A 26,869-nucleotide genomic window follows, 5' to 3' on the forward strand; every position below is an offset into this window, starting at 1 on the left:
CATTAAAGGAGATAATTTAAATATGTCTATAATAGCTGTTTTTTCATTTCTAACATTTGTTGTTGCCATAGTGGCACTAATTTTGTCTTTTATTCTCGGGATTATTCTTGGACGTATTTTAAAAGTACACGAACCAAGCGCTCGAAATCAACTTTTCGCATTTTACATACCTGTTTCCTTACTTTTGTTATATGGATACGTTAAAGATAGTGAAAATGCCAATAAAATTCCCAGAGATAAGCTTTGGGTATTGGTTACCTTAAAGTACCTAATACCAACAGCACTAATCTCTGGAAGTATGATGTTTATCACTGGCTATTTTGCATTTACTAACCAGCTGTAAAGCTAGTCAGTAAAATCAGCATAGGCTTCTCTCCCTAAGTCATAAACCCAAGTCAAGCCATTTATGATTGGATCTCGTAAACTCTGTTCGTAAAAGGTATCTATTTCATAATCAACCTTAACCCCTACTCCAACACCTGTTGTTACGGCTATAGTTGGTGCTGCTGGCGCGAATACACCTGTTGCTGTTGTTAATGTACCAGCAATACCTCCGGCAACTGTTCCTACATATGTTGACGCTGCACCACTTGAAACCATTTGTACAAAATCGACACCAGTAGCAATAAACGCTCTTGAACTAACCCCATACTCATTGATGTTATTGTAGCCATCAACACCAAATTCATAAGCATCCCCAACAGTTCCTAAGTATTTACTGTATCTGTACAAAGACGAGCTTTCACTCACAACTTTAGAGGAAGTTGAGTAGGTCTGATTATTACCATAAATCCTAATCATTTCGCTGCCATCCGGACCATAAATAGAGGAATGCGGTAGCTCAGTGTTAACTAAATGAGGTGAGCTAACTTTTAAATCACCTAATGTATTATAATTAAACATATAACTCGTCGAAATATGTTGTGTCCTTGAGTTAAGCACTCGCCCATATTCATCGACATGTTCAAATAATTTTTTGGAATTAACGACTGTTGTACCTACTCGTTGGCTAATGTCTGTTAAGCGACTGGCACCACCAAATACATGCCCCTCATTGCCAATTGTGAACTTTGGATCCGCTACTCTATCTTTACAAAGCACATAACCATCACGCCAAGGTCCAGGCAAGCGCTCATGTCCGCTGACTCCCAGTGCTAACTCTCCAAAGTGATGTTCTAACTGCGCATCCCATCCGCTCACATGCGTCGCGAATGTTAAATCTTCCTCTTGGAAATTCCAGTTACTCGGGTCATCCGCTGCAGAAAGTGGCGTTACAATCGTCGTTGGTTGACCATTTTTGTTCATTATGTCTTTAAGAGGCTGGGTTCCATATTGTTCAGTAAAAACACGACCCTTTCTAGGTGCCTGAGTGGAAGCAAACGGCTCAGCCCTTGTTTTCTCATTCGACAATCGCTCTTTCACCAACGCATTGCCCAACGTATTACCAAACGCATCCAAAGCGAAGCGCCCTGCGTTAGCTCGCAGCGACTCTCCTCGCAACACTGACGACGCCGCCGCGCCAACCCAACCTGATGTAAAGTGTGACCCACTGCCTTCACCCAAAGAGAAACTCAACTCATGACTCGCCGCATTTCCGACCACCGAAGCCGCAAAATTCGTCCAGTTAAATGACATCTCTCCGCCTAACGCCTTAGCCCCCAAATACTGCGTACCATAGGAGGCTGTACTTCGTACCAAACCGGTACCCAGCCTATCGACAAAGCTCGCCTGTTGAGCTGCGCTCGCCGCTTTCGCCGTCTCCGGTGTCGCCGCCCAGCCTCCACTCAAGTACCGGCCTACGCCTGCTGCCGCTGCCGCCGCAAAACTGCCCATGGCCACTTGTCCCCATGAGAAATCATCCACCACGCCCATGGCTTTACCAACCAATTGACTCGCAACCGAGCCCATGGCGCCTCCGATCGCCGCCGCGCCCATCGCGACCCCAGCACTCATGCCAACGCTCGCACCGCCAGCCAAGGCCGCCATACCTGCTGCCATACCCGTAGCGCTGCCTACCGCCGCTCCCGTAACTCCTGATATCATTGGCGCCGCCGCACCCGCCGTGTAAACGGTGACCACCACGGCAACCACCGTCATCACGATCATTGCCACCGGATTACAACTCTTCTTCGGCGGAGGTGGGGCGATCGGATCCGGGCTGATGTTGCCCAGCACCTCACTTTCGTTATAAGGCTTAAAGCTTTCTGCGCCGTTGAATGTCTGCGTATGCTGGTTTGGCACCACCAAACGCTTGCCTTCTACCAGCGGCTCACTCGGAGACACACCATTTGCATCAGCCAACAAGTACCAGTAACGACTGTCACCGTAGACCCGCTGTGACACTCGCTGTAACGTGTCATTGGCCGACACAACGTAACTGCCCGGTTGTTGCCCCACCGTACTCGCTTTCTCATCCATTAAGTCGGCGTCTATCTTATTCGACACATGCGCTAAAGGATTGCCACCACTGCTCAGCTCTGCCGTCAATTGGCCATCATTCAGTTGCAGCGCTATCTGCCCCTCAAAATCGCTCAACACTTTACGCTCACTCGACGACTTTGTGCTGATCACGCTCTGCAAATGCCCTGCTGGGTTGTAGTGATACTCCGTCTTACCATCTTCATACGAACGTCCCCAAGCCCGGCGGGTGGTGCCCACCGTTAATGTAGATTTACGAAACGCATCTTTAGCTTGGTAAGTGTAAGCTTGCGTATCTACGACACCGCCACTTTTCAAATTGGTGGTGCGCTGCTCACTCAGCTGACCCGAATAGTGGTACGTCATATGCGTGTCGTATTGCCCTCGAAACCCACGACTGCGATCACTCCGCCCATCGATATGCTGCGAGGTCAGCTGACCATCCCAATAGAAATAGTCGACCTTCTCATCTTTGACGCTGCTCTGCTCGGCTCGGGCCGTCGCCCCAGCCTGATGCGTCGCGCTCCAATAACGGTACTCATAACGGCTGCTCTCTTGCTCAATCGCATGCCCCATTCGTGCGTTGCGCTGCTGCATCTCATACACTTTGACTCGCTGACGCCCCGCATACTCAAACTCGTTGACTTGGTTCAGGTGTCCATTCTCGTCATACCCCGTCAACGTCTCGGTTTTCACCAACTCATCGCGCTGACTCGACCGCCCTTGACGGTAATACACCTCCCTGGATGTATTGGCCCAGCGCACCTCTTTCACTTTTTGACCCAGTGCGTTGTAGGTGATGATCCGGCTACCGTCATGCCCACCTATCGCCACCGTCGCCACATCTTGTGTTCGAGTATGAGAGCCGACCATCCGGTTATCTCCGTCATAATGGTACCAACGCGTCTGCGTCTCCTCGCCTTTCACGGTCACCACTTTACGGCGGTTACCCACCGCATCGTAGTCATAACGTACTTCCGACGCCGCTAAGCTCTCGCCAAATGCTCGTGCTTCGGTCGCTTTAATCGTGTGAATACGACCCATTGCATCCCACTGCGTGTGAGTATTCAGTCGGTGCTCTCCCTCTTTCAGCACTCGTTGTGTCTCACGACCATTCACATCATAAACATACGTCTCAGACTTGCCGCCGACCGTCTGCTGAGCCAGTAACCCACTTCGGTCATAGACAAAACGCTGGTCTAAATCCCCCCCGTATTTACGCGTAACCCGTCCAAAGTCATCATACTCATAAACGATAACCTGACCATTTAGCCACGTCTCTTGTGTCACTCGCCCCATCGCGTTGTACACGGCCCGCTTGGTGGCCTGAATGGCCCCATCTTCCAGCCAGTGCTCCGCCGTTTTTTGTCCCAGCGTGTTATACTCATAGCGTCGATGAGTCCCTTCGCCCTGAGTCTCTGTGATCCGTCCGGCCGCATCATATTGCGTATACGTTCGGTAACCCGACTCCCCTTGCCACTCTTCCAGGTAACGTTGCCCAACTTGGTCGTACGCGTAACGAACGTACAATTCAGCATAAGTTCGGTCGGCACTCAACCGAGAGCGACTGAGAAGTTGCCCCTGCGCATCAAAGTCAAACATTTCTCCTTGGCCCGCGTTATTGACCCGTGCGACTCTGTTCCCCAGCGCATCATGATAGTAATGACTGGCATCGCCACTGCCATTAACGTCCATCAGTTTCTGCCCCGACATATCGTAGTAGCTCTTTTGCCACTGACCATTAGCGTCTTGCACCGCAATCCGATGCCCCTGCGCGTCGTAATACATTAAACTCACGCCCGACGAGGACGTCACCTGACCTGCGGAGTCCACCGTTCGAGTTGCCGGTGCCGTGACACGCGTCACTTGACCTGCATGGTTGTAAGTAAAATGGGTCGTCTGGCCGTTGACCACTCGGCTTCGCACCTGACCAAACCGGTCAAACTGCTGGGTCGTCACACTGACCTTCCCACCAAAGGCGGTGCTCTCTTCTCGAAGCAAGTGACCTAAGCGATCGTACTCACGATGTACGCTCTTTTCGCCAGTCACGTCTTGAGTCACCTGACCTTGCCCGTCATACTGATATCGTGATTGGATGCCTTGACGCGTCGCTTCCGTCACCCGGCCCAAACCGTTGTAGCGATAACGCTCTTGGACCGTGGCGTTATGATGCTTCTCAGTCACTTCACCAAAGGCGTTGTACTGCGCCGACTCCGTGATGTCCCCTGACGCCGCTTTCACCGTCGTGCCCGTTTGACGCCCCGCAGCGTCATAAGCGTATTCTGTCGTACGCTGATGCGTGTACGCCAAGCCCTCACCCACCTTTACCTGAGTACTTTCTCGAATCACCCGGTTCATCAGGTCGCTCTCCACTTGGGTGTAGTGACCCAACGCGTTCTCCCTTCCCGTCAGCTGACCTTGAACACTAAAGTATTGAAAGCTCTGGCGCCCTTCCGTCAATGTCGCCACTTGGTTACCTTGGGCGTCGTACAGATAATCCACGCGTTGATGAGCACGTAAACGTGCCGGACGCTCGGTTTGACCGGCAATCGCCAGCCCTGACACCACGTAATCACGGGCTTTACCCCAAGTCGACACCAAACGCCCCAGCGCATCATACTCTTGTGTGATCCGATTGGCGGCCGAGCTGTGCGTCGACGCATCCGGAGCCCCCACCTCCTCAACGGTCATGGTCATCCGACCCGCATAATCGTGATAAGTCGTGGTCACAAGATCATCGGTGTGATGGCTTACCCGATCACCGTCATGCGCACTGAACGTCACATTATGACGCGTCACTTGATGGCGATGCCCTCGCGCGTCGTAGCCATAGGTTATTCGGCGCATCGCTTGTGCCGATGTCTGTGTGCTCACCCAGGCGTCGACGTGACTCAGGCGCCACTCCCCTTGATAACGATGGGTCAAGATTTTCTCTTCCGACAACTCACCCAACCCGTTGTAACCATATAACGTCAAGTAATTTTCTTCATTTAGGCTCGCCAACCGCTGCCCTGTGACCGAGTACAAGTGTTTGACCTGTGTGCTTAGCTCACCGTCATAGTGTTTAGACACGCTCACTCGTTCACCGAAACGGTTGAACTCCGTACGTTCAGTTAAAGTATGCGCATCCACGCTGCTGCTCTGTGTCACAGCAACACGCTCACCGCGAGCATTGTAGGCCTCGCTGACCTGACGCCAATCGCCTCCTTTCTGAGTAAAGTCACTCAATGCCGATACGCTCAGGCTTTGACCCGGTTGACGCGCTGTGGTGTACGCCTTGGCGTAACGGCGTTGCTCAATTTTTTCACCATAGCCGTTGTAACGATGCTCGGTGATGTACCCCAATTCATCCACATCAAAACGTAACTGACCCGCCGCGTCGTATACGCGGTCGCGGCGTGCACCTTCAGCATTAATATTAATGGACGCCAGCCCCTGACCGTTGTACACCACCTGATTGCCCGCCAAGCCCTGGGCTTGCACTTGATGTCCTTCTACGTCATAAGTGAAGGACTGAGTATTTTGCAGGCGAGTGCCGTCGGCCTTTGTGGTACGCAGTACATTGCCTAAACTGTCGTAGGCATGACGAGTCGTCAGCCGACCAATGAACTGGGTGACCGCTTGCTCTTTTTGCACGTCAGCGTAGCAGACTATCGCCGAGCGCTCAGTGATTAACCGCCCGCGCGCGTCATACTCGTAGTCCGTATCGTTGCTGGCAATATCAGCCTTTGCCTGACGAAGCGTCGTATAACGTGCCAGGTGCACCTGCTGCTGTGCTTGCTCAATGGCCTCACTCGCTTGATGTGTCGAGGTGTGAGCCTGAGTTAGGGCAACATTGACCTCCCCGTGCAACGCCACGGCGTCACCAAGGTGCTGTCGGGCGGTTTGCAATGACTGCGCAGTCCGACTCAGCGATTGGTGCGCTTGACCAAACTTGATGCTCGCTTGGTTTAAGGTCGTTCGCGCCGCAAGCAGCTCTGTCTCTGTTCGAAGTTTATCTGCCTGAGCTTGTTCCAAATGGGTGCGCGCTTCCGATAACAGCGCTTGTGATGCTTCACGAGCACGCCTAGCCTGAGAGAGCTGCTCTTCAGCCTCGCGGAACGCTTGATAAGCTGCACTAAGACTTCGCCTAGCCTGAGTTAGCGCGTTAATTGCCTGCTGATGTGCCCGCTGAGCCGCCTGCACTGCGCGTTCAGCATCATTAACTCGTTGTGACGCCTGTGTGACCAAATTATTTTTCTGAGACAACGCACTTTCTAAATTATTAATTTGCCTTCGCTTACTAGATATACTTTCGTTGATCCTCTCTATCTCTTGTAGCTTTGTTAATAGAGCGTTAATTTTTGAGATCCCGGTTGACGCAGAATTCTTGAGTAAATCAAAAGAACCAATGAGCATTGTATTTCTTATGTTCGTAACAACTTGCTGGCCTTGACGCATACCTATATGTTCGTATATGTCTCTTTCAGCCTCTTGGTAAGTCATCAGTTCACTCGGGATTGGGAAATTTGGCCAATTTGGAAATGTTCTTGGCGCTGCACTTGATACCCGATGAACGTGAGACAACATAGCTTTGAACTTAGTGAGCTTTGCTTTTGCTACAGAAATCGAACGAGCTTTGGTAAAGTCTTTATTTAACGAACCGTTATTACTAAACATAGCTAAATAACTTGATTTGGCTTGCTCTAGCTCAGATTTAGTGAAATTTGCCCCTGACACCCTATTTGTAATGTAGTTTTGAATTCTCGGCCCAAACAGTTCTCCGGACTGACCTCCGCCAGTCATTGTCAGAGCAAACATGGCTTTACTTCTATTTGAACCATTTCGAACAAAAGCTTTTAATGAGTTAATAGCTGATTTTTGTGCTTTTAATGACGGACCTAAACTAGTTTTTGTTTCAGCCAATTGTCGCGAAATGCGATCCCTATCTTGTTCGGCCTGTGACAAAATCTCTTTCTGAGCTGACAAATGCCTGCTTGCACTTATCAGTCCTTGGGATTTCGCTCGCTCACTCGATTCAGCTCTCCTAACCTTTGTCTGCTGTTCTTTACCGATTGTTTCAGCAGCTTCAGCCACGCGTAAAGAGCTGCTCCACGCTACGCTTTTTTGTGAAAATTCGATCGTCCTAGTGTTAAATGCCGCCTGTCTCGCTTCAACTCGACTTTGATTCTGCGCTAAGGTAACTTGTAACGCGTCATACCCCGCACGCTGCTCACTCAACGCATCAAACTGTGCCTGCATTGCCGCCGATAAACTCTCCAGCTCTTTACGCAAAGCCTCTACTGTCGCTCGGTTCGCCACCACGCTTTGCTGCGCTTGAACCTGCTTGCCATCAGCGCCTTCGATGTGCTGCTCCGCACGATCACTCAACCCATCCACATCGTCCAACGTTGCGGTGCCGTCACCCACGTCTGGCTTGAATGTTGGATTGTACGCACTCACCTGCAATAAGCTTGGCTCAAAGTCAGAGGGCTCGGCCCCCTCAACGGAAGTGAATGGGTTGGCCGCAATCTGAGATTTTAGCGACGATAACCTCGCCTGTGCCGACGCTTCATCTTCCGTTGCTTGCGTCAATATCGCTCGAAGCCCTTCATTATTTGGCTCACGAGACAACGCACTCTGCGCTGACTGCTTGGCCGTGCGCGCCTTACCTAATGCCACCTCATATTTACGAATTAAGGCCTGCTCTTCCTGGCGAATCGCTCCCTGTAAGGAAACGATGTCTCGCGCCAAAGTCTCTTGACGCGCCGCTTCTAAACTGGCCTCTTGGTATAGACGGTTCAAACGTTGAGTGGCGCCACTTAGCTGATTGCCCAACACACCATTTTCTGCATGAGTGCGCGCGATACCGGAGGACAATTCCGCCAATGACTGCTTCATGTTATCAATGCGGGCTTGTTGATCGCTCAGTGTAGCCAGTTGTTGATTGAGCTTGTCGGATACAATGTCCGCTGACGCCAGGCGGCTCAGTGCCAATCGAATGGCGGCTCCGTCCTCTAAAGTGCTGTCTTGCTGGCGTACGACCTCCAACGCCACAGACAAAGCCTCGTTATTGACGTACACTTTCTGTCGAGTTTTCTCCGAGTGCCGATTGTATTGGTACTCCACTAAGTACCCTTCGCCATCCATCTCAAAGACCAAGCGACCCAGCACATCGAACACACTCAGCTCTGAGCGTACTCGCCCCGCTTGAACTTCTTGTGATAACGCGGCTTTAAATGCCGCCACCTCGGCGTCACTGCGCCCTTGCAGACTCACCGGTTGGTCGTAACGAATCGTATGCGTTACCCGCCCCATGACATCGTAACCGCGCTCCGTCACCGCCCCCGTTTCACTGATACTGAAGCGCAATTGCCCTTTCTCGTCGTAAATGGACTCACTGATTCGATTGTTCGGCGAGGCCGCTAACCAATCACTGTCGGTCACCGGTTTGGCGTATCGCGTGGTGCGTATAACTCGATTCGCCGCGTCATACTCATAACCCGTGGCATAGTGCAAACCATCAATATCAAATGCCAAACGTCCTGATTCATCATAACGATGTTCGGTGACACGCCCACTGCCCGATAACGCATCATTCACGCTCTCCACCGTCCATGCGTTCATTGGTGCTATAGCCTTGGCATAACGAGTGGTTTGTATTTTTCGGTTGGCCGCATCGTACTCATACGCCGTCACATAATTCAGCGCATTGATGACGTACTGGACCCGGCCCTGCGCGTCATACACAGTGCGCGAAATACCACCTTGACCCGTTTGCTTCTCTATTACTTGACCAGCAGCATTATAGCGATAAGACACGCTGCGGTTACTCGCCCGACCAGACCAGCTCTGACCTGAACGCACGCGCTTTTCAAGGACTGCGCCCATGACGTCTCGCTCATACTCAGTCACACGCTCTTGCTGAATCTGGCCATTCGCTGCCAACGCCCCTTCTACCTGCTCGATTATCCGACCATCGAGGTCATAGGTGTACTCGGTGCCTACCCCGCCTTGCTCAGCCCAGATTTTACGGCCCTGACTGTCAAAGCGCAGGGTCGTCACTCGCCCCTCACGATTTTCACTGATGCGCTGCCCATCGGCGTTGTAGGCGTAAGTGGTGGTTAATTTTTCTCCATCGGCGTCTTGAATCACTTTCCACTGGCGGCCCAGCGCGTCGTAACGATATTCGGTGCGCGTACCATCAGCATTGGTAGAGAAGGTCAACAGCCCAGTTTGGGCGTGGTATTCGTTGGAAGACAAAGTTTGAGGTTCGTCGTCGCCTTTGGCGAGGAAGGTGGTGCGGGTCACTTTACCCTGCGCATTGTATTCAAAGCCACGCTGATGACCCAGCCCATCGGTGATGGTCACTGTTTCACCGTGCGCGTTCTTTTCGGTGACCGTACGAATGCCCCCCGGCGACACCACAGTCACGCGATGGTTCGCATCATCGTACTCATACTCAGTCTTCTCTCCTGCGCCATTGGTCAGCGATAACGTTCGACCCAGAGCATCCATCTCAATGCGCTCTTGCACAGCTCCCGATAACCTCACCGTTTTTATGCGACCACCCGCCACATAATCGGTCACTCGCTCGACGCCTTCACCGTTGGTTTCACTCACCATACGACCTCGATGGTCATATTTACGCTGCCACTGTGAGGCGTACTTCACACGCGAAGAGGTCACGGCCTCTCGCGTATCTCCATCCTCAATACGGGTGCCAGCGCGATAATCTTTGGCGACGGACTGATGAATCACGTTCCCTCGTTCATCGTATTCATACCTCGTGACATGACGCGCGATTTGGCTGCCACTGCGCTCTCCGAAATTCGCGTAAGCCTGTGCCACGTGTTGGCGTACACGATGACTTAGACGACCGTCTTGCTGATATAAGTAAGTGGTGCGCACCCCTTCACCATCCAACTCTCGGCTCAATCGGCCCATTGGGTCATATTCAAACGCCTTAATGACCTCACCATCGATGCGTGTGCCGCTCACTTCGCCATACGTGTTATACGTCTTGCTCCGCGTATTCCCCAGCGCATCCGTGGTTTGAATTAAGTGCCCCGCTTTGTCATATTCGTACGTTGTCGTGCCCGTGGCTGGATGATATTGACTCGACTTACGCCCCATGACATCAAACTCAGTGCGGACACCTCGATCCTCTATCAAGCCAGACAACGCCACACTTTGCCAATCTTGCTGCCCAGCCGCTACCACTTGCCCAGTCAGCTCACCAAAGCCATTGTATGTGCGGTACTCTGAGCGGCTCACTGACGTGTTGGCCCCCGTGATGGTCTGACGCAGCCTTCCCGTCACATCCTCATACACATAGCGCGTTTCCACTCCGTGTCGGTCTGTTGACACCATCAAGCGACCGGCTTCATCACGACGCTCACGTGAAAGCAGCACTTTTGGATAGCTCGCCCCCAATGCAGGCGATGAACCGGAGTTGATGCCTTCAACCACACGAGCGATGTCAACTTGACTCATGTCTTCATCGCCAAATGGATGCCAATACACTTTCTTGTCTCGCCCAGCGTCGAAGTAACAAGTCTCGGTTAAAGCCCCTTGCTCGTTCATCTGAAAACGCACGCGTCCATGATGGTCATAGACGACTTGAGTGCGATCAAACTCGCCGTCTGGTACTCGAATCGGCGAAGATTCCGTAAGGTCAGGGTGATGGTAACGACGCGTTTCTGTCACTTGCCCTCGTGCGTTATACCAATACTGAGTCACGTAACCGCCCTCATCTCGACTCAATACCTTGCGCCCGGCCTCATCGTATTCATGCCGAATCGAAATGCTGCCTCGGCTATTACGCTCAACCAATACCCGCCCTTGCGCATCCAATTCCACGCTATTGACCAGCGCGTCCCTATCGCCAAGAACCACGGTAGTTTTGACCGTCTCTCTGTCATCCTCAAAATAAGACCTCGTCACGCGCGGTTTGATGGTGGTTGACAACCCAGACAAGACCGACTCGCCCGTGACGGTCAGCGTACCGCCCCTAACCCAATCGGATGTGTCAACCTCACTGGCGTACTGCGCTTCCACCGCCACTCGCCCTTGTGGATCTCGTCGGTACTCCGTCACGGCGCCCAATTCCGACACCGTCAACCAAAGCCGACCTTGCGCATCGTAAAACTGAAATTGCTCACTGCCATCCGGGTGCTGCGTCGCCACAAGCTGCCCCGCTTCGTTATAAAGGAACTGACGCTCTCGTGACACCAATGTGGGGGCACTGCGTTGCTCTGATATTAACTGACCCGCAGTACTGAACGTTTGGGTCACGGTAGCACCACTCGCTTGAGACACCACAACCTGACGGCTTTTGTCTAAATATTCGGTGGTCGTGGTCACCCCTTGAGCATCCGTTTGGCTAACAACGCGCCCTAACCCATCATAAACTTGAGTCGCGCGGCTCACGACCTTCGCGGTCCCGCTTTCCAGATCCCCCACTAAGGTATCCGATGCCAATAACTGACCAAACGCATCGTAAGTAAAACGAGTATGCTCGTTCCGACTGTGACGAAGGCTCAACGAGCCTTCGCTCGCTGACTGTTCATCCAACAATTGAGCGGTTTCGCCTTCCGGGTGAATGTCAAAGGCCACCAACAGTACAGAAGGTAACGCCACAACTGGCTCATCCGGCGCCCCTACGCTCGATAGATTCAACGCTAAGTCGACATTCAAAATCAACCCCAGGTCACTCTGTAATAAGTCGCTGCTCCACTCACCTTTTGTTGACAAATATATTCGACCGCCGGCGAGACGGTGACGATTTGTGAGACTCCCTAATTCTCCCAACAGTTGCCCTGACTGCTCTTCGTTCTGGTGAGTATTGAACGTCTTTGAGGACACGAGCTGACCGTCTGCGTTCAATAATGTCAGTGTTACTCCGGAAGTCGCTCCATCAATACGTTGGCCACCCAGCCAAACTCCCGCAGAAGTGTTCGAAGCCACCACCTCAAGGTGAGGCGACGTCAGCCCATCCCCTTGGTCATCAAGCTGTTCATGCCGTGTTTGGGTATGCAATAGACCACGCTGATAACTGAACGTCGTCAACGCTGTTTGACGTTTATCTTGTGCCTCTGACCACTCCATAAGCGCTTGGATTGATGGGGAACCAGTGCCTTGCGCATCAAACACCGCATTCACATACACTCGAGAATGCGTGCGCTGACCAAAGCCATCGTATGCGTATTCCGTCACTAACCCGCCTTCGTTGATTTCGTAACGCAGGTTTACCCCATCATAGAGGGCATAACGGTGCCCTTCTCCCGCTCGCCCATTATTGATGTGCGTCGCCACCAAGCGTTGCATGTCATCGTATTCGTAGCGTTCACGCCATTCACCCAACGCTCGCTTTACCGTGCAATTGCCCATCTCATCATATTGGTAATCGGTGACACGCTCCCCCAATGTCCCTGTCTCAACCGCTGCCACTAAGTTATTCTGACTATCGTAATGGTAACGTGTCGCATGAGGCTCACCGTTTGACTCTTTCAAACCATAACCAATATCTTTGTCGTAGCGCACTTCGGGAGACAAGGTGCCCACTAAACGGCCTTGCTCATCATGCGCGTAATACCACGCCTGCCCTGTGGCATCGGTCACTTTCAACTGGTGCCCATTAGCACGCTCTGGCTGATAATCCAGCAAGGTGACAATGCCGTTATCATCAATACGACTTAGGTGCGGTTTCCCCGCCACCGTGTCATAACCGAGTGTCATCACACTGCCATTACTTTTACTGATGCGGTGAATAAGATGACTGTCGTCATCGTGGTACTCATAACGGGTCGTCAATACTTGACCATCCGTTATTGACTTATCTTCCGGCGAGAGGTCCACCTTCACGCTCGATAAACGCCCTTTAGCATCGTAACCATAATGCACTTTACTGTGCGAGTGAGTGAGGTTGCCTTCGCTGTCCTCTGTCCAGCTATCGATGCGCGTCAACTGACCCTTGGCATCGAACACAAAACGCAGCTCTTCGCCGCTTGCACTCTGAACCGCTGTCAACCGCTCACCTTGATACCGATAATGGGTTTGGTTACCAAATCGGTCTTCTGCGCGCAGCATACGGCCACTGTCGGCATCGTAGTACTCCTTGACGCCTGTGCTGCCTTCTTCATATACCCACTCTTTCCCCTGGCGAATTAAGCTATCATGGGCCCCTGCACCGGCCGTTGACTCGTAGCCGCTCCCCTTAGCGTGAAACACTGAAGCATGCCCATCACCTGAGACACGTTTAATGACCGAGCCTGCCACCTGTATTTCTTGCTCGAATGAGAAGCGCCAGTTATCGCCATTACCATCTTGCTGCTGGCCTTGGCTGTTGTAGGTGCGGACAAGAGACAGATCCAGACCTTTACTGACTAGGGTTTGGTCTTGATGATGCAACACCAAGTTGCCGCTCGACGCGTTGATCTGTAGCCCATTGTTACCACCTAGCTTAATGCTGACTTGCCCTTGTGTATCGAAATGGCCTAACCCATTCCCACCGATGATCGTTGCCATGCTGACCCCGTGTTATTGTTTTATAAAATTAGATGTATATACATGGCGAAAAATCGAAAAAAGATGAGAAAAAAAATCAAAAAGGGCCGATAAATATGAGATGTGTCACATATTGTATTTCACCAACCTACTTGTATGCCAAACAATTGAAAAAAAGGACGTTATCTTCAAATTGTCACTATCGCTCGGTTCTAACGCTCTTAAAATACTGGGCGCACCTCATGGTCGGGTTACAAAATGGCGAAAGCAAAAAAGCATGGGGGTAAGACGTTCAGGGGGACACTTCATGAAGGGGGATGGGGCGACTGATTGATAGCGCTTGTTAACGACTTTTATTGTCGGCTCTAACAGTGCCCCATGCTTGACTGGACTGAACCGCTCAGACACAAGCACATTGTTTAATAATACCAGATGGGCCATAACGAAAAGCCCAGCAAATGCTGGGCTTGATATTACATTATGATTCCTTACCTGGATTGGTACAGGGATAAGGAGTTTAGCTCTTAATATCAACATGTACTGTCTTAACTGTATCAACGTTCTAGTTTTGAGAAATAGTAACGATCTATAACCTTTCAAACTCTCAACTATCCACACCAAACAGAAGTTTGTGAGCGAGATGCTGGATACGGTGATACAACAAGCAAGCGGCTAATGGGAATTAGCCGCTAATTAATGCAAGCAAGATATTAAGACTTCCAGATAGCTCGATAGTTAAAGCCCGTTAGTTGATGCTTTTCAATTTCATTGATAAAACTTTCTGTAAAGTAAATTCTTGCTTCATTTTTATAGGGAAGCCTAAATAAAGCGTTTTCCCCTAACTTTTTAACATCGAATTCATAATCATCGATAACAGGCTGAGGATCTGATAAGTCTAATTCTTCTCTAAACATAATTTCTGACTTATCTAAGTCCAAACAATCAACTACATTAAAGATATTTAATATGTACAGCTCCTTACCTTCACAATCTAAGGGCAAGAATTGGCCGTATGGCTTAATAAAAGAGCTTAATGCTTCTTTACCTTTTTTATTAAATATCATCATGCCATCGCAATTAGACGGCACATCTGACTCTATAAACTTCTCTCCTGTATCACTATCTACATAACTGATATAACAAGAAATAGGCAGCCAACTACTCTCATCAACCTTGTTTTTATCAGCGAACCGAAGCTTTTCCATTTCTTCTGAGTTTCGGCTCCCTACTTCATTTATGCTGCGTAAAAACAGCTCTCCAACCCCAAAAAGGGGTTTATACATACATATTTTCATAATCTAATTTTCCCAAGGCTTCTTACCTGACAGTAAATCTTCACGGATTTGGTTGAGAATTCTCGTTGCCTGATCAGGCGTCGAAGCCCTATCTAGCTTAAAGTTCACATAATCAACATAATCCCTACGGCCTTGACCATACGTGATATCAGAATGCAGAACTTTTCCATATGGGTTATTCACTTTCGCATTATTTGGAAGTGCAACCCCGTTAATTGAAGGGTCATTAACATTCAACCCTAAACTATCCAGCTTTTGACGTGCTGAGTTAGCTAACTTGTCAGTTAATGGGACAGTATGGTGACGCTGCTCTCCTTGTTGAATGATCAACCTAGGATCATTTTGGTTAGCAGCCCAGTTATCATAATCTTTTCTAAACTGTGCCCTTAGTGCTGAGATACTTCTACCCGGGTAACCAGCATTACTTAAGCCTTTAACTAGCCCAGCGGCACCAAGAAGCGCTACTCCCGCTACTGAGAACGAGCCTCCTGCACCATGAACAGAGTTAACTTGATTATAACCAGCTGCGTCAAAACGACTTTCAAGAACGTCGAGCGCTTTATCTTGAGCGTTAGTAATGAAATCGCCAACAGGCGTAGCCATCACAGCTTCACGAACGACAAACGCTGCTGGACCAGTAGCTACATCAATGGCCATCAAGCCATATTCTAAGTAAGGTCTCTCAGCAATATTTTGAGCTATATATGATGACAGCTCACCTGCTCCGATTAGCATGTCATCAATAACACCAGAGCCAAAGGCTGCTCTTTTCGAGCCTCCTGTGATGACTATTTCTAGACGTGTGCTGCCATCACCTAACGATTCTGAGCCTTCACCTAAATACGGAAGTGAAGGGTTCTCTTTAGAAAATATGCTCTGCTCATACAGACCCATAATCTCTTGAGTTTGAGCATCACTAGCACCAGATAAATTGATTAGATCTCTGGTGGTATCGCGTCTAAGGTCTGTTGAAGAGTCTTTACTGCCTAAAATACCTAACGCTGTTTCGAGTGTCTTACGGGCATTAGGGTCATCACCGTCTATACCAAAGCGATCAGCTAATTGATCTATCTGATTTTCATGGTGTTGATGTTTTTGAATACCAGCAACAATAGAGTTACCAAGCGCATTGCCGAAGGAATCGGTTAATATTTGTCCGGCATTGCTTCTCAAAGATTCACCATGCATTAGAGACGTCGTTGCCGAGCCTGTGAAACCGGCAATGGTCCCACCTATGATATTGTTTTCACCATTGAGATACTGGTTTACACGACTACTGACGAGTGATCCAACCGCTGAAGCTGCAAAGCTCTTCCAACTAAAAGAGACATCCATTCCAACCGCTTTACTTCCCATATAGCGAGTTGCATAGCTAACAGCGCTACTCGCAAAATTGTTACCATATGAACCTAAGTTAAAGGCCCCAGTTTGCAGCGCAGCTCCAAAACCAGCAGTAGCACCTGCAGCTAACCCTCCTAGGGCAACTTGTCCCCATGAGAAATCATCCACTACTCCCATGGCTTTACCAACTAATTGACTCGCTATCGAGCCCATAGCGCCCCCAATCGCTGCTGCGCCCATTGCCACACCAGCGGACATACCGACGGTGGCACCTCCTGCTAAGGCTGCAGCTCCTGCAGCAGCACCGGTAGCTGTACCCGCAGCGGCCCCAGTAGCCCCAGCAATCGCTGGAGCGGCTGCCCCAGCAGTATATACAGTAACAACGACAGCAACTACAACCATCACTATCATTGCCACCGGATTACAACTTTTCTTGGGTGGCGGTGGTGGCATTGGTTCTGGGTTTATATCCCCCAAGACTTCACTTTCATTGTATGGCTTAAAACTCTCCGCCCCATTGAACGTTTGTGTATGAACGTTAGGGATGACCAACACCTGTCCAGTTGGAGGCTTCTCATTAGGGGATAATCCATTGGCATCGGCAACCAAATACCAATAACGAGAATCACCAAAAACAGCTTGAGCTATTTGTTGTAGAGTATCGCCAGATTTAACGGTGTAAGAGCTCGGCTCGTTTGAGGCCATAGAGGCGCTATCATCAAGTAAATCGACATCTAAAGTTTCTCCTGATGAAACTGCGAGTAAATTACCAGCGGCGGTAAGATTTACTTTAGGTAATACAGAGCCACCACTCTGGATTTTAATCTGGCCGTCAAAGTCACTCAGTACAGAACGTCGACTCTCTGGCTTAGTACTTCCAACTGACAACAGGTTGCCTGCAGAGTCGTAGTTAAATGTACTTTCACCCGTACTCCAAGTATTGCCCCTTCGTCTAGGCGCTTCATAGGACAATTCCTCCCGTGAATACGTTATCCTAGAGCGTTGACTTGGTTCACGACGACGATAGATACTTCTAATCGTATCGTGGTACGCTAACATATTCTTGTCTTCGCTATATATCCAAATATGTTGAGAAGCAATCTGTCCAGTATAGTGATAGGTGAAATCAGTAACTGTCTCTTTCCTGAATGGTGAGCCATCTCTCCAATTAGTTTGTTTTTCTAACAGCCCATCTTTTTGATATGAATAGGTAATATAGTTATGAGTTTTCTTAGTTTCTACTGGAGTTCCATAAAGAATAGTAAATTCAGTTCTTATATCTCGTGAAGATAGCGTATGACCTGTAATAGCGCTTGTTCGTACAAAAGAGCGAGTCATCACTTCATTGTCACCATAAGTCGTGTACTCTCTAATACCAGACACCTGGCTACTATCATTATCGTAACTTATTATTCTCTCTGTCTTATTATCATCCCTATCCCACTCTACCTCATTAATCTTTCTCCCAGCTATATCGTATTCAATTACTCTGCAGCCAGAAAATCCCTTACTCATTACCTCTTCTTTACTGTGTTGCTCTAGAGACTCATAAGAAGCTACTTCTCTATTTAGAGAATCATAATGATACCAGCGGGTATTTTGATCCCATCCACGTGTTGATGTTACTTTTCTTCGGTTCCCAACCGCATCATAGTAATACTTAATTTCGGCACCGGGTATAAACTGGCCTTTAAAAAAGTTCTCGTAGTTATTCAAGCGTTTAATTCGCCCTAAACTATCCCACTCCGTCCTGGTGATTGTTCGGCCGTATGTACTGAGCCTACCATATCCTTTTAACTGCCTCCATACCTCACGCCCATAGAGATCATAAGAATAGGTCTCAATTTTGTCTCTGCTCTGGCGCATCCTTAAGCTACCGTTATTATAATAACGATAGGTAATATCTATTCCTGCCCCATTCTTACTAATTAACAACCCTGCCTGGTCATAAATATATTTTACCTTAGAGCCATCTGACAATATATCAAACTCTTTATTTCCAGTATAAATATTATATCCATATTCTCTTTTAGACATTTCTACGCCATCACGAAGCCAAGCCTCTGATAATTTTGAACCTCGGACGTTATATGTATATTTTCGATGTATGCCCTTTCCATGACTTTCTAAAACTTGACCTATTTCGTCATATTTTATAAAGCTCTGATATCCAGCACGCCCATGACGGGTTTCGCTAGTTCTTCTGCCCACTTGATCATAGGTGAAACTTTCATAAACAACATTCCCTTTTGATCCAGATGAAATTTTAGACCGACTTATTAGTTGGCTTTTTTTATCATAAACATACCTATCGGCTAAGACTCCTGGCTGAAATCTTACAAGCGTATCCCCATGTATATTTTTTAAATAAAATACGCCTTGACCTTGATTATTAATATCGATTAACTTTGTTCCAGCACTGTCGAAAACAACTCTTTGCCAATTTCCATTTGCGTCTTGAGTGCCAATATTATTTCCCATTAAATCATAGTAGTAAAGAGTGGCAGGACGCCTAAAACTAATAGAACCATCCTCATCAATAACAGTTACCTTAGGGCCAATCTGTTTAATTAGCTGGTTTCTAGAGTTATATTCAAAATTGAACACTTCTCCATTAACCGTTTTCTTTACTACATTACCCCATCGATCTAACTCTTGCTCTACAGTTGGCTTTTCAATTGAATAGCTTGGTTTTTTTCCATTTTTCAAATCTTCATATACATTGTTGTATATGTTGACCCCTGGTTTCTCCTCATATATCACATTACCTAAAAGATCATATTCTCGATGTATTATTGATGGGGCTAAATATTCATCACTAGTGTTATAATAATATTCCGATTCATTTATAACCTTTCCAGAAAGGCCATATTGAAAATTTTTCTTTTTGCCATTTTCTACTTTTTCTACGACATTACCCAGCGCATCATAGATATAGCTCTCAGTAGTAATATCATTGATCTTTTTATTTATAACCTCACCATAAGAGTTGTATACTACAGACTCTTCTATATCCCCAGATGCTAATTTTTTTCTGGTTAAGACTAAGCGTCCAGTTGCGTCATATTCATATTCCGTTGTAATATCATGGGCGTAGCTAATAACGTTATTAGCAATACGAGAGTCAGCATGTTGAGTCTCCTTTATCACTCTATTCATACCATCGATACTTACATAAGAAACATTACCCTCAGCATCTTTCTCGCCAACACGTATTCCCTGTGAGCTATAATAGGTAAATGTTTCTCTGTCTGCAGATTCAACCTTAACTTGGTTTCCCTGCGCGTCATAGAAATAACGACTCTCTAATCGCTGTTTTTTCTGTTTAAAGTTATTACCTTTAGGAGGCGTACTAAAATCAACTATCTTTTTTTCAGCAGACCAAGATGAAACAATACGACCAAATGCGTCATATTGATAACTAATGCTCGATTTTGAATCCGTAGCCCCAAGGTCATCCGTAATAAAGGTTTTAGTGATCCGACTGCTATAGTCAAAATATGACTTAGAAATAATATCTTTGAAATATTCTTTTAAAACACCATTTTCTACACTATGAATTAAAGTGTTCTTTATGATCGTTTCTTTTTTATTACCCTTGTTATCAAAAACAAACGTTGTTTTTCTTATATCTTCGTCTTTTTCTGATTCTATCCATAAATCAATATCTGACAGATCCCATGGGCCGGTATATTTATTTTTTGCCTCTATTTTTGTGGAGATTTCACCGTAACCATTATACCTATAAATAGTTATGTAATTTTCAGCATCTTTTTCGGCGAGCAAATGACCACTCTTCGAATACAGAGATTCTTTAACAGTATAAGACTTGGAACCGTCACTTCTTTCTGAACGAGTTTTTTCTTTGAAAGCATTAAAAGCAATCGTGTCCAATCGTATATCTGCAGAGGCTGTACCGGAAGCCCTAACCGAAGTTTGCAAACCACGTTTATCATACCCATACTCAATTGTTCGCTTATTCGCTTGGACTAGAGGATCTTTTACAAAGAGTTCGATTTCGCTGAGCGATGTAAAGCCTTTTAGGCGGACAAATTTTGTATCTTGCAGATCGTAACGAATACTCATGACACGCTCTCCGAACCCGTTATATTGATGCTCGGTAATGTGTCCTAATTCATCAATATCAAACCTCAATTGACCTGCTTCATCATAAATTTTTTCGCGTTGTCCCCCCTCAGAATTAATATTAACCCTCTCATAACCCCCTTTATAAATAACTTTATTACTATTTAGGCCCTGAGCCGCTATCTGATTGCCCACAATGTCATAAGTATATGTGTCAATGCGTTGCATATTAGTAGACTTTGCATTGGTAATCGCAACAACATTTCCAAAACTATCATATTGATAAGCGCTTTCTATCCTTACACCATCATATTGACGTTCGAATCCTGAAACATCGACTTCAAGAACGTCAACCTTCGCTGATAACTCTTCGATTTTGTTGCCCCTAGAATCATAGCGATAAGAAGTGGTCTGAGCATTGAGTTCATCTGGTGACTGATAGTAATCAAAAAAGACAATATCAGGGTTACTTATCCACCCATTCAGATCCCCACTCGCCATCAGATCTTTCAAAAATTCTTTCAAATGCGTGTTATTAACGAAAACTTGTTTACGCCTTATCTCTGAGTGCGAATTATAGGTATATAATGTTGAATATCCTTCGCCGTCGACCTCAAAGACCAAGCGACCCATCGCATCAAACCCATTCAACTCTGAGCGCACTCGTCCCGCCTGAACTTCTTGCGATAACGCAGCTTTAAATGCCGCCACCTCCGCGTCACTGCGCCCTTGCAGACTCACCGATTGGTCGTAACGAATCGTATGCGTTACCCGACCCATGGCATCGTAACCGCGCTCCGTCACCGCCCCCGTTTCACTGATACTGAAGCGCAATTGCCCTTTCTCGTCGTAAATAGACTCACTGACTCGGTTGTTCGGCGAGGCCGCTACGGTCCCCGGTTTGGCGTATCGCGTGGTGCGTATGACTCGGTTCGCCGCGTCATACTCATACCCCGTGGCATAGCCCAAACCATCAACATCAAATGCCAAACGTCCCGATTCATCATAATGATGTTCGGTGACACGACGAGTGCCCGATAAAGCCTTACTGACAGTACTAGTCTGCCAATTAGTAATACCCGATAAGGCGTTAGCATAGCGTATGGTCGCCACTACGCGATTGGCCCCATCATAGTGGTAGGCCGTCACGTAATTGAGTGCGTTTATCTCATATTTTACACGCCCCAAACCATCATAGAGTGTGCGCGCAACACCGAAATACCCTGAAGGCTTCTCGATAATCTGACCTGCAGCATTATAGCGATAAGACACAGTGCGGTTACTCGCCCGACCCGACCAGTTCTGACCTGAACGCACGCGCTTTTCAAGGACTGCGCCCAGGACATCTCGCTCATACTCAGTCACACGCTCTTGCTGAATCTGGCCATTCGCTGCCAACGCCCCTTCTACCTGCTCGATTATCCGACCATCGAGGTCATAGGTGTACTCGGTGCCTACCCCGCCTTGCTCAACCCAGATTTTACGGCCCTGACTGTCAAAGCGCAGGGTCGTCACGCGCCCCTCACGATTTTCACTGATACGCTGACCCTGAGCGTTGTAAGCGTACGTCGTCTCAAGCTTTTCACCGTAGGCATCTTGAATCACTTTCCACTGGCGACCCAGCGCGTCGTAACGATACTCAGTGCAAGTACCTTCGGCATTGATGATGAACCTCAACAGGCCCGTTTTGGTATCGTACTCTTTACTGGAGAGGATCTCTGGCTGGTCTGCCCCTTTTGCAAGGAAAGTCGTACCAATAACCTGACCATGTTCATTGTATTCAAAGCCACGCTGATGACCCAGCCCATCGGTGATGGTCACCGTTTCACCGTGCGCGTTCTTTTCGGTGACCGTACGAATGCCCCCCGGCGACACCACAGTCACGCGATGGTTCGCATCATCGTACTCATACTCAGTCTTCTCTCCTGCGCCATTGGTCAGCGATAACGTTCGACCCAGAGCATCCATCTCAATGCGCTCTTGCACAGCTCCCGATAACCTCACCGTTTTTATGCGACCACCCGCCACATAATCGGTCACTCGCTCGACGCCTTCACCGTTGGTTTCACTCACCATACGACCTCGATGGTCATATTTACGCTGCCACTGTGAGGCGTACTTCACACGCGAAGAGGTCACGGCCTCTCGCGTATCTCCATCCTCAATACGGGTGCCAGCGCGATAATCTTTGGCGACGGACTGATGAATCACGTTCCCTCGTTCATCGTATTCATACCTCGTGACATGACGCGCGATTTGGCTGCCACTGCGCTCTCCGAAATTCGCGTAAGCCTGTGCCACGTGTTGGCGTACACGATGACTTAGACGACCGTCTTGCTGATATAAGTAAGTGGTGCGCACCCCTTCACCATCCAACTCTCGGCTCAATCGGCCCATTGGGTCATATTCAAACGCCTTAATGACCTCACCATCGATGCGTGTGCCGCTCACTTCGCCATACGTGTTATACGTCTTGCTCCGCGTATTCCCCAGCGCATCCGTGGTTTGAATTAAGTGCCCCGCTTTGTCATATTCGTACGTTGTCGTGCCCGTGGCTGGATGATATTGACTCGACTTACGCCCCATGACATCAAACTCAGTGCGGACACCTCGATCCTCTATCAAGCCAGACAACGCCACACTTTGCCAATCTTGCTGCCCAGCCGCTACCACTTGCCCAGTCAGCTCACCAAAGCCATTGTATGTGCGGTACTCTGAGCGGCTCACTGACGTGTTGGCCCCCGTGATGGTCTGACGCAGCCTTCCCGTCACATCCTCATACACATAGCGCGTTTCCACTCCGTGTCGGTCTGTTGACACCATCAAGCGACCGGCTTCATCACGACGCTCACGTGAAAGCAGCACTTTTGGATAGCTCGCCCCCAATGCAGGCGATGAACCGGAGTTGATGCCTTCAACCACACGAGCGATGTCAACTTGACTCATGTCTTCATCGCCAAATGGATGCCAATACACTTTCTTGTCTCGCCCAGCGTCGAAGTAACAAGTCTCGGTTAAAGCCCCTTGCTCGTTCATCTGAAAACGCACGCGTCCATGATGGTCATAGACGACTTGAGTGCGATCAAACTCGCCGTCTGGTACTCGAATCGGCGAAGATTCCGTAAGGTCAGGGTGATGGTAACGACGCGTTTCTGTCACTTGCCCTCGTGCGTTATACCAATACTGAGTCACGTAACCGCCCTCATCTCGACTCAATACCTTGCGCCCGGCCTCATCGTATTCATGCCGAATCGAAATGCTGCCTCGGCTATTACGCTCAACCAATACCCGCCCTTGCGCATCCAATTCCACGCTATTGACCAGCGCGTCCCTATCGCCAAGAACCACGGTAGTTTTGACCGTCTCTCTGTCATCCTCAAAATAAGACCTCGTCACGCGCGGTTTGATGGTGGTTGACAACCCAGACAAGACCGACTCGCCCGTGACGGTCAGCGTACCGCCCCTAACCCAATCGGATGTGTCAACCTCACTGGCGTACTGCGCTTCCACCGCCACTCGCCCTTGTGGATCTCGTCGGTACTCCGTCACGGCGCCCAATTCCGACACCGTCAACCAAAGCCGACCTTGCGCATCGTAAAACTGAAATTGCTCACTGCCATCCGGGTGCTGCGTCGCCACAAGCTGCCCCGCTTCGTTATAAAGGAACTGACGCTCTCGTGACACCAATGTGGGGGCACTGCGTTGCTCTGATATTAACTGACCCGCAGTACTGAACGTTTGGGTCACGGTAGCACCACTCGCTTGAGACACCACAACCTGACGGCTTTTGTCTAAATATTCGGTGGTCGTGGTCACCCCTTGAGCATCCGTTTGGCTAACAACGCGCCCTAACCCATCATAAACTTGAGTCGCGCGGCTCACGACCTTCGCGGTCCCGCTTTCCAGATCCCCCACTAAGGTATCCGATGCCAATAACTGACCAAACGCATCGTAAGTAAAACGAGTATGCTCGTTCCGACTGTGACGAAGGCTCAACGAGCCTTCGCTCGCTGACTGTTCATCCAACAATTGAGCGGTTTCGCCTTCCGGGTGAATGTCAAAGGCCACCAACAGTACAGAAGGTAACGCCACAACTGGCTCATCCGGCGCCCCTACGCTCGATAGATTCAACGCTAAGTCGACATTCAAAATCAACCCCAGGTCACTCTGTAATAAGTCGCTGCTCCACTCACCTTTTGTTGACAAATATATTCGACCGCCGGCGAGACGGTGACGATTTGTGAGACTCCCTAATTCTCCCAACAGTTGCCCTGACTGCTCTTCGTTCTGGTGAGTATTGAACGTCTTTGAGGACACGAGCTGACCGTCTGCGTTCAATAATGTCAGTGTTACTCCGGAAGTCGCTCCATCAATACGTTGGCCACCCAGCCAAACTCCCGCAGAAGTGTTCGAAGCCACCACCTCAAGGTGAGGCGACGTCAGCCCATCCCCTTGGTCATCAAGCTGTTCATGCCGTGTTTGGGTATGCAATAGACCACGCTGATAACTGAACGTCGTCAACGCTGTTTGACGTTTATCTTGTGCCTCTGACCACTCCATAAGCGCTTGGATTGATGGGGAACCAGTGCCTTGCGCATCAAACACCGCATTCACATACACTCGAGAATGCGTGCGCTGACCAAAGCCATCGTATGCGTATTCCGTCACTAACCCGCCTTCGTTGATTTCGTAACGCAGGTTTACCCCATCATAGAGGGCATAACGGTGCCCTTCTCCCGCTCGCCCATTATTGATGTGCGTCGCCACCAAGCGTTGCATGTCATCGTATTCGTAGCGTTCACGCCATTCACCCAACGCTCGCTTTACCGTGCAATTGCCCATCTCATCATATTGGTAATCGGTGACACGCTCCCCCAATGTCCCTGTCTCAACCGCTGCCACTAAGTTATTCTGACTATCGTAATGGTAACGTGTCGCATGAGGCTCACCGTTTGACTCTTTCAAACCATAACCAATATCTTTGTCGTAGCGCACTTCGGGAGACAAGGTGCCCACTAAACGGCCTTGCTCATCATGCGCGTAATACCACGCCTGCCCTGTGGCATCGGTCACTTTCAACTGGTGCCCATTAGCACGCTCTGGCTGATAATCCAGCAAGGTGACAATGCCGTTATCATCAATACGACTTAGGTGCGGTTTCCCCGCCACCGTGTCATAACCGAGTGTCATCACACTGCCATTACTTTTACTGATGCGGTGAATAAGATGACTGTCGTCATCGTGGTACTCATAACGGGTCGTCAATACTTGACCATCCGTTATTGACTTATCTTCCGGCGAGAGGTCCACCTTCACGCTCGATAAACGCCCTTTAGCATCGTAACCATAATGCACTTTACTGTGCGAGTGAGTGAGGTTGCCTTCGCTGTCCTCTGTCCAGCTATCGATGCGCGTCAACTGACCCTTGGCATCGAACACAAAACGCAGCTCTTCGCCGCTTGCACTCTGAACCGCTGTCAACCGCTCACCTTGATACCGATAATGGGTTTGGTTACCAAATCGGTCTTCTGCGCGCAGCATACGGCCACTGTCGGCATCGTAGTACTCCTTGACGCCTGTGCTGCCTTCTTCATATACCCACTCTTTCCCCTGGCGAATTAAGCTATCATGGGCCCCTGCACCGGCCGTTGACTCGTAGCCGCTCCCCTTAGCGTGAAACACTGAAGCATGCCCATCACCTGAGACACGTTTAATGACCGAGCCTGCCACCTGTATTTCTTGCTCGAATGAGAAGCGCCAGTTATCGCCATTACCATCTTGCTGCTGGCCTTGGCTGTTGTAAGTGCGGACAAGAGACAGATCCAGACCTTTACTGACTAAGGTTTGGTCTTGATGATGCAACACCAAGTTGCCGCTCGACGCGTTGATCTGTAGCCCATTGTTACCACCTAGCTTAATGCTGGCTTGCCCTTGTGTGTCGAAATGGCCTAACCCATTCCCACCGATGATCGTTGCCATGCTGACCCCGTGTTGTTGGTTTATAAAATCAGATGTATATACATGGCGAAAAATCGAAAAAAGATGAGGAAAAAAATCAAAAAGGGCCGATAAATATGATAGGTATCACATATTGTATTTCACCAACCTATTTGTATGGCAAATGCCAAATAATTGAAAAAAGGACGTTATCTTCAAATTGTTACTATCGCTCAGTTCTAACACTCTCAAAATACTTGGCGCACCTCATGGTCGGGTTACAAAATGGCGGAAGCAAAAAGCAT

Annotated in this window: 4 protein-coding genes; 1 reads left to right on the forward strand and 3 read right to left on the reverse strand. The window is 48.8% G+C overall.

Annotated features, from left to right (window positions below):
• The first annotated feature begins 22 nt into the window (after positions 1–22).
• The gene (locus OCV52_RS20225; protein ID WP_137409163.1) at positions 23–343 is read left to right on the forward strand and encodes a hypothetical protein; all 321 of its coding nucleotides are present in this window, start codon (positions 23–25) and stop codon (positions 341–343) included.
• Between the two features lie 2 nt (positions 344–345).
• On the opposite strand, the gene OCV52_RS20230 is transcribed toward OCV52_RS20225, so the two are convergent.
• The 3 genes from OCV52_RS20230 to OCV52_RS20240 all read right to left on the reverse strand — a co-directional run bounded on the left by OCV52_RS20230 (position 346) and on the right by OCV52_RS20240 (position 26,606).
• A complete protein-coding gene (locus OCV52_RS20230; RefSeq protein WP_261900878.1) occupies positions 346–13,926 on the reverse strand; it encodes a DUF6531 domain-containing protein in 13,581 nt (4,526 codons plus the stop codon).
• 689 nt (positions 13,927–14,615) lie between these two features.
• On the reverse strand, positions 14,616–15,188 hold the full coding sequence (locus OCV52_RS20235; RefSeq protein WP_261900879.1) for an imm11 family protein: 573 nt from the start codon (positions 15,186–15,188) through the stop codon (positions 14,616–14,618).
• A 15-nt stretch (positions 15,189–15,203) separates the two neighbouring features.
• Entirely contained in the window at positions 15,204–26,606 is an 11,403-nt protein-coding gene (locus OCV52_RS20240; RefSeq protein WP_261900880.1) for a DUF6531 domain-containing protein, read from the reverse strand.
• Positions 26,607–26,869: the final 263 nt, after the last annotated feature.

It is taken from the genome of Vibrio chagasii (genome assembly GCF_024347355.1).
Lineage (GTDB): Bacteria > Pseudomonadota > Gammaproteobacteria > Enterobacterales > Vibrionaceae > Vibrio > Vibrio chagasii.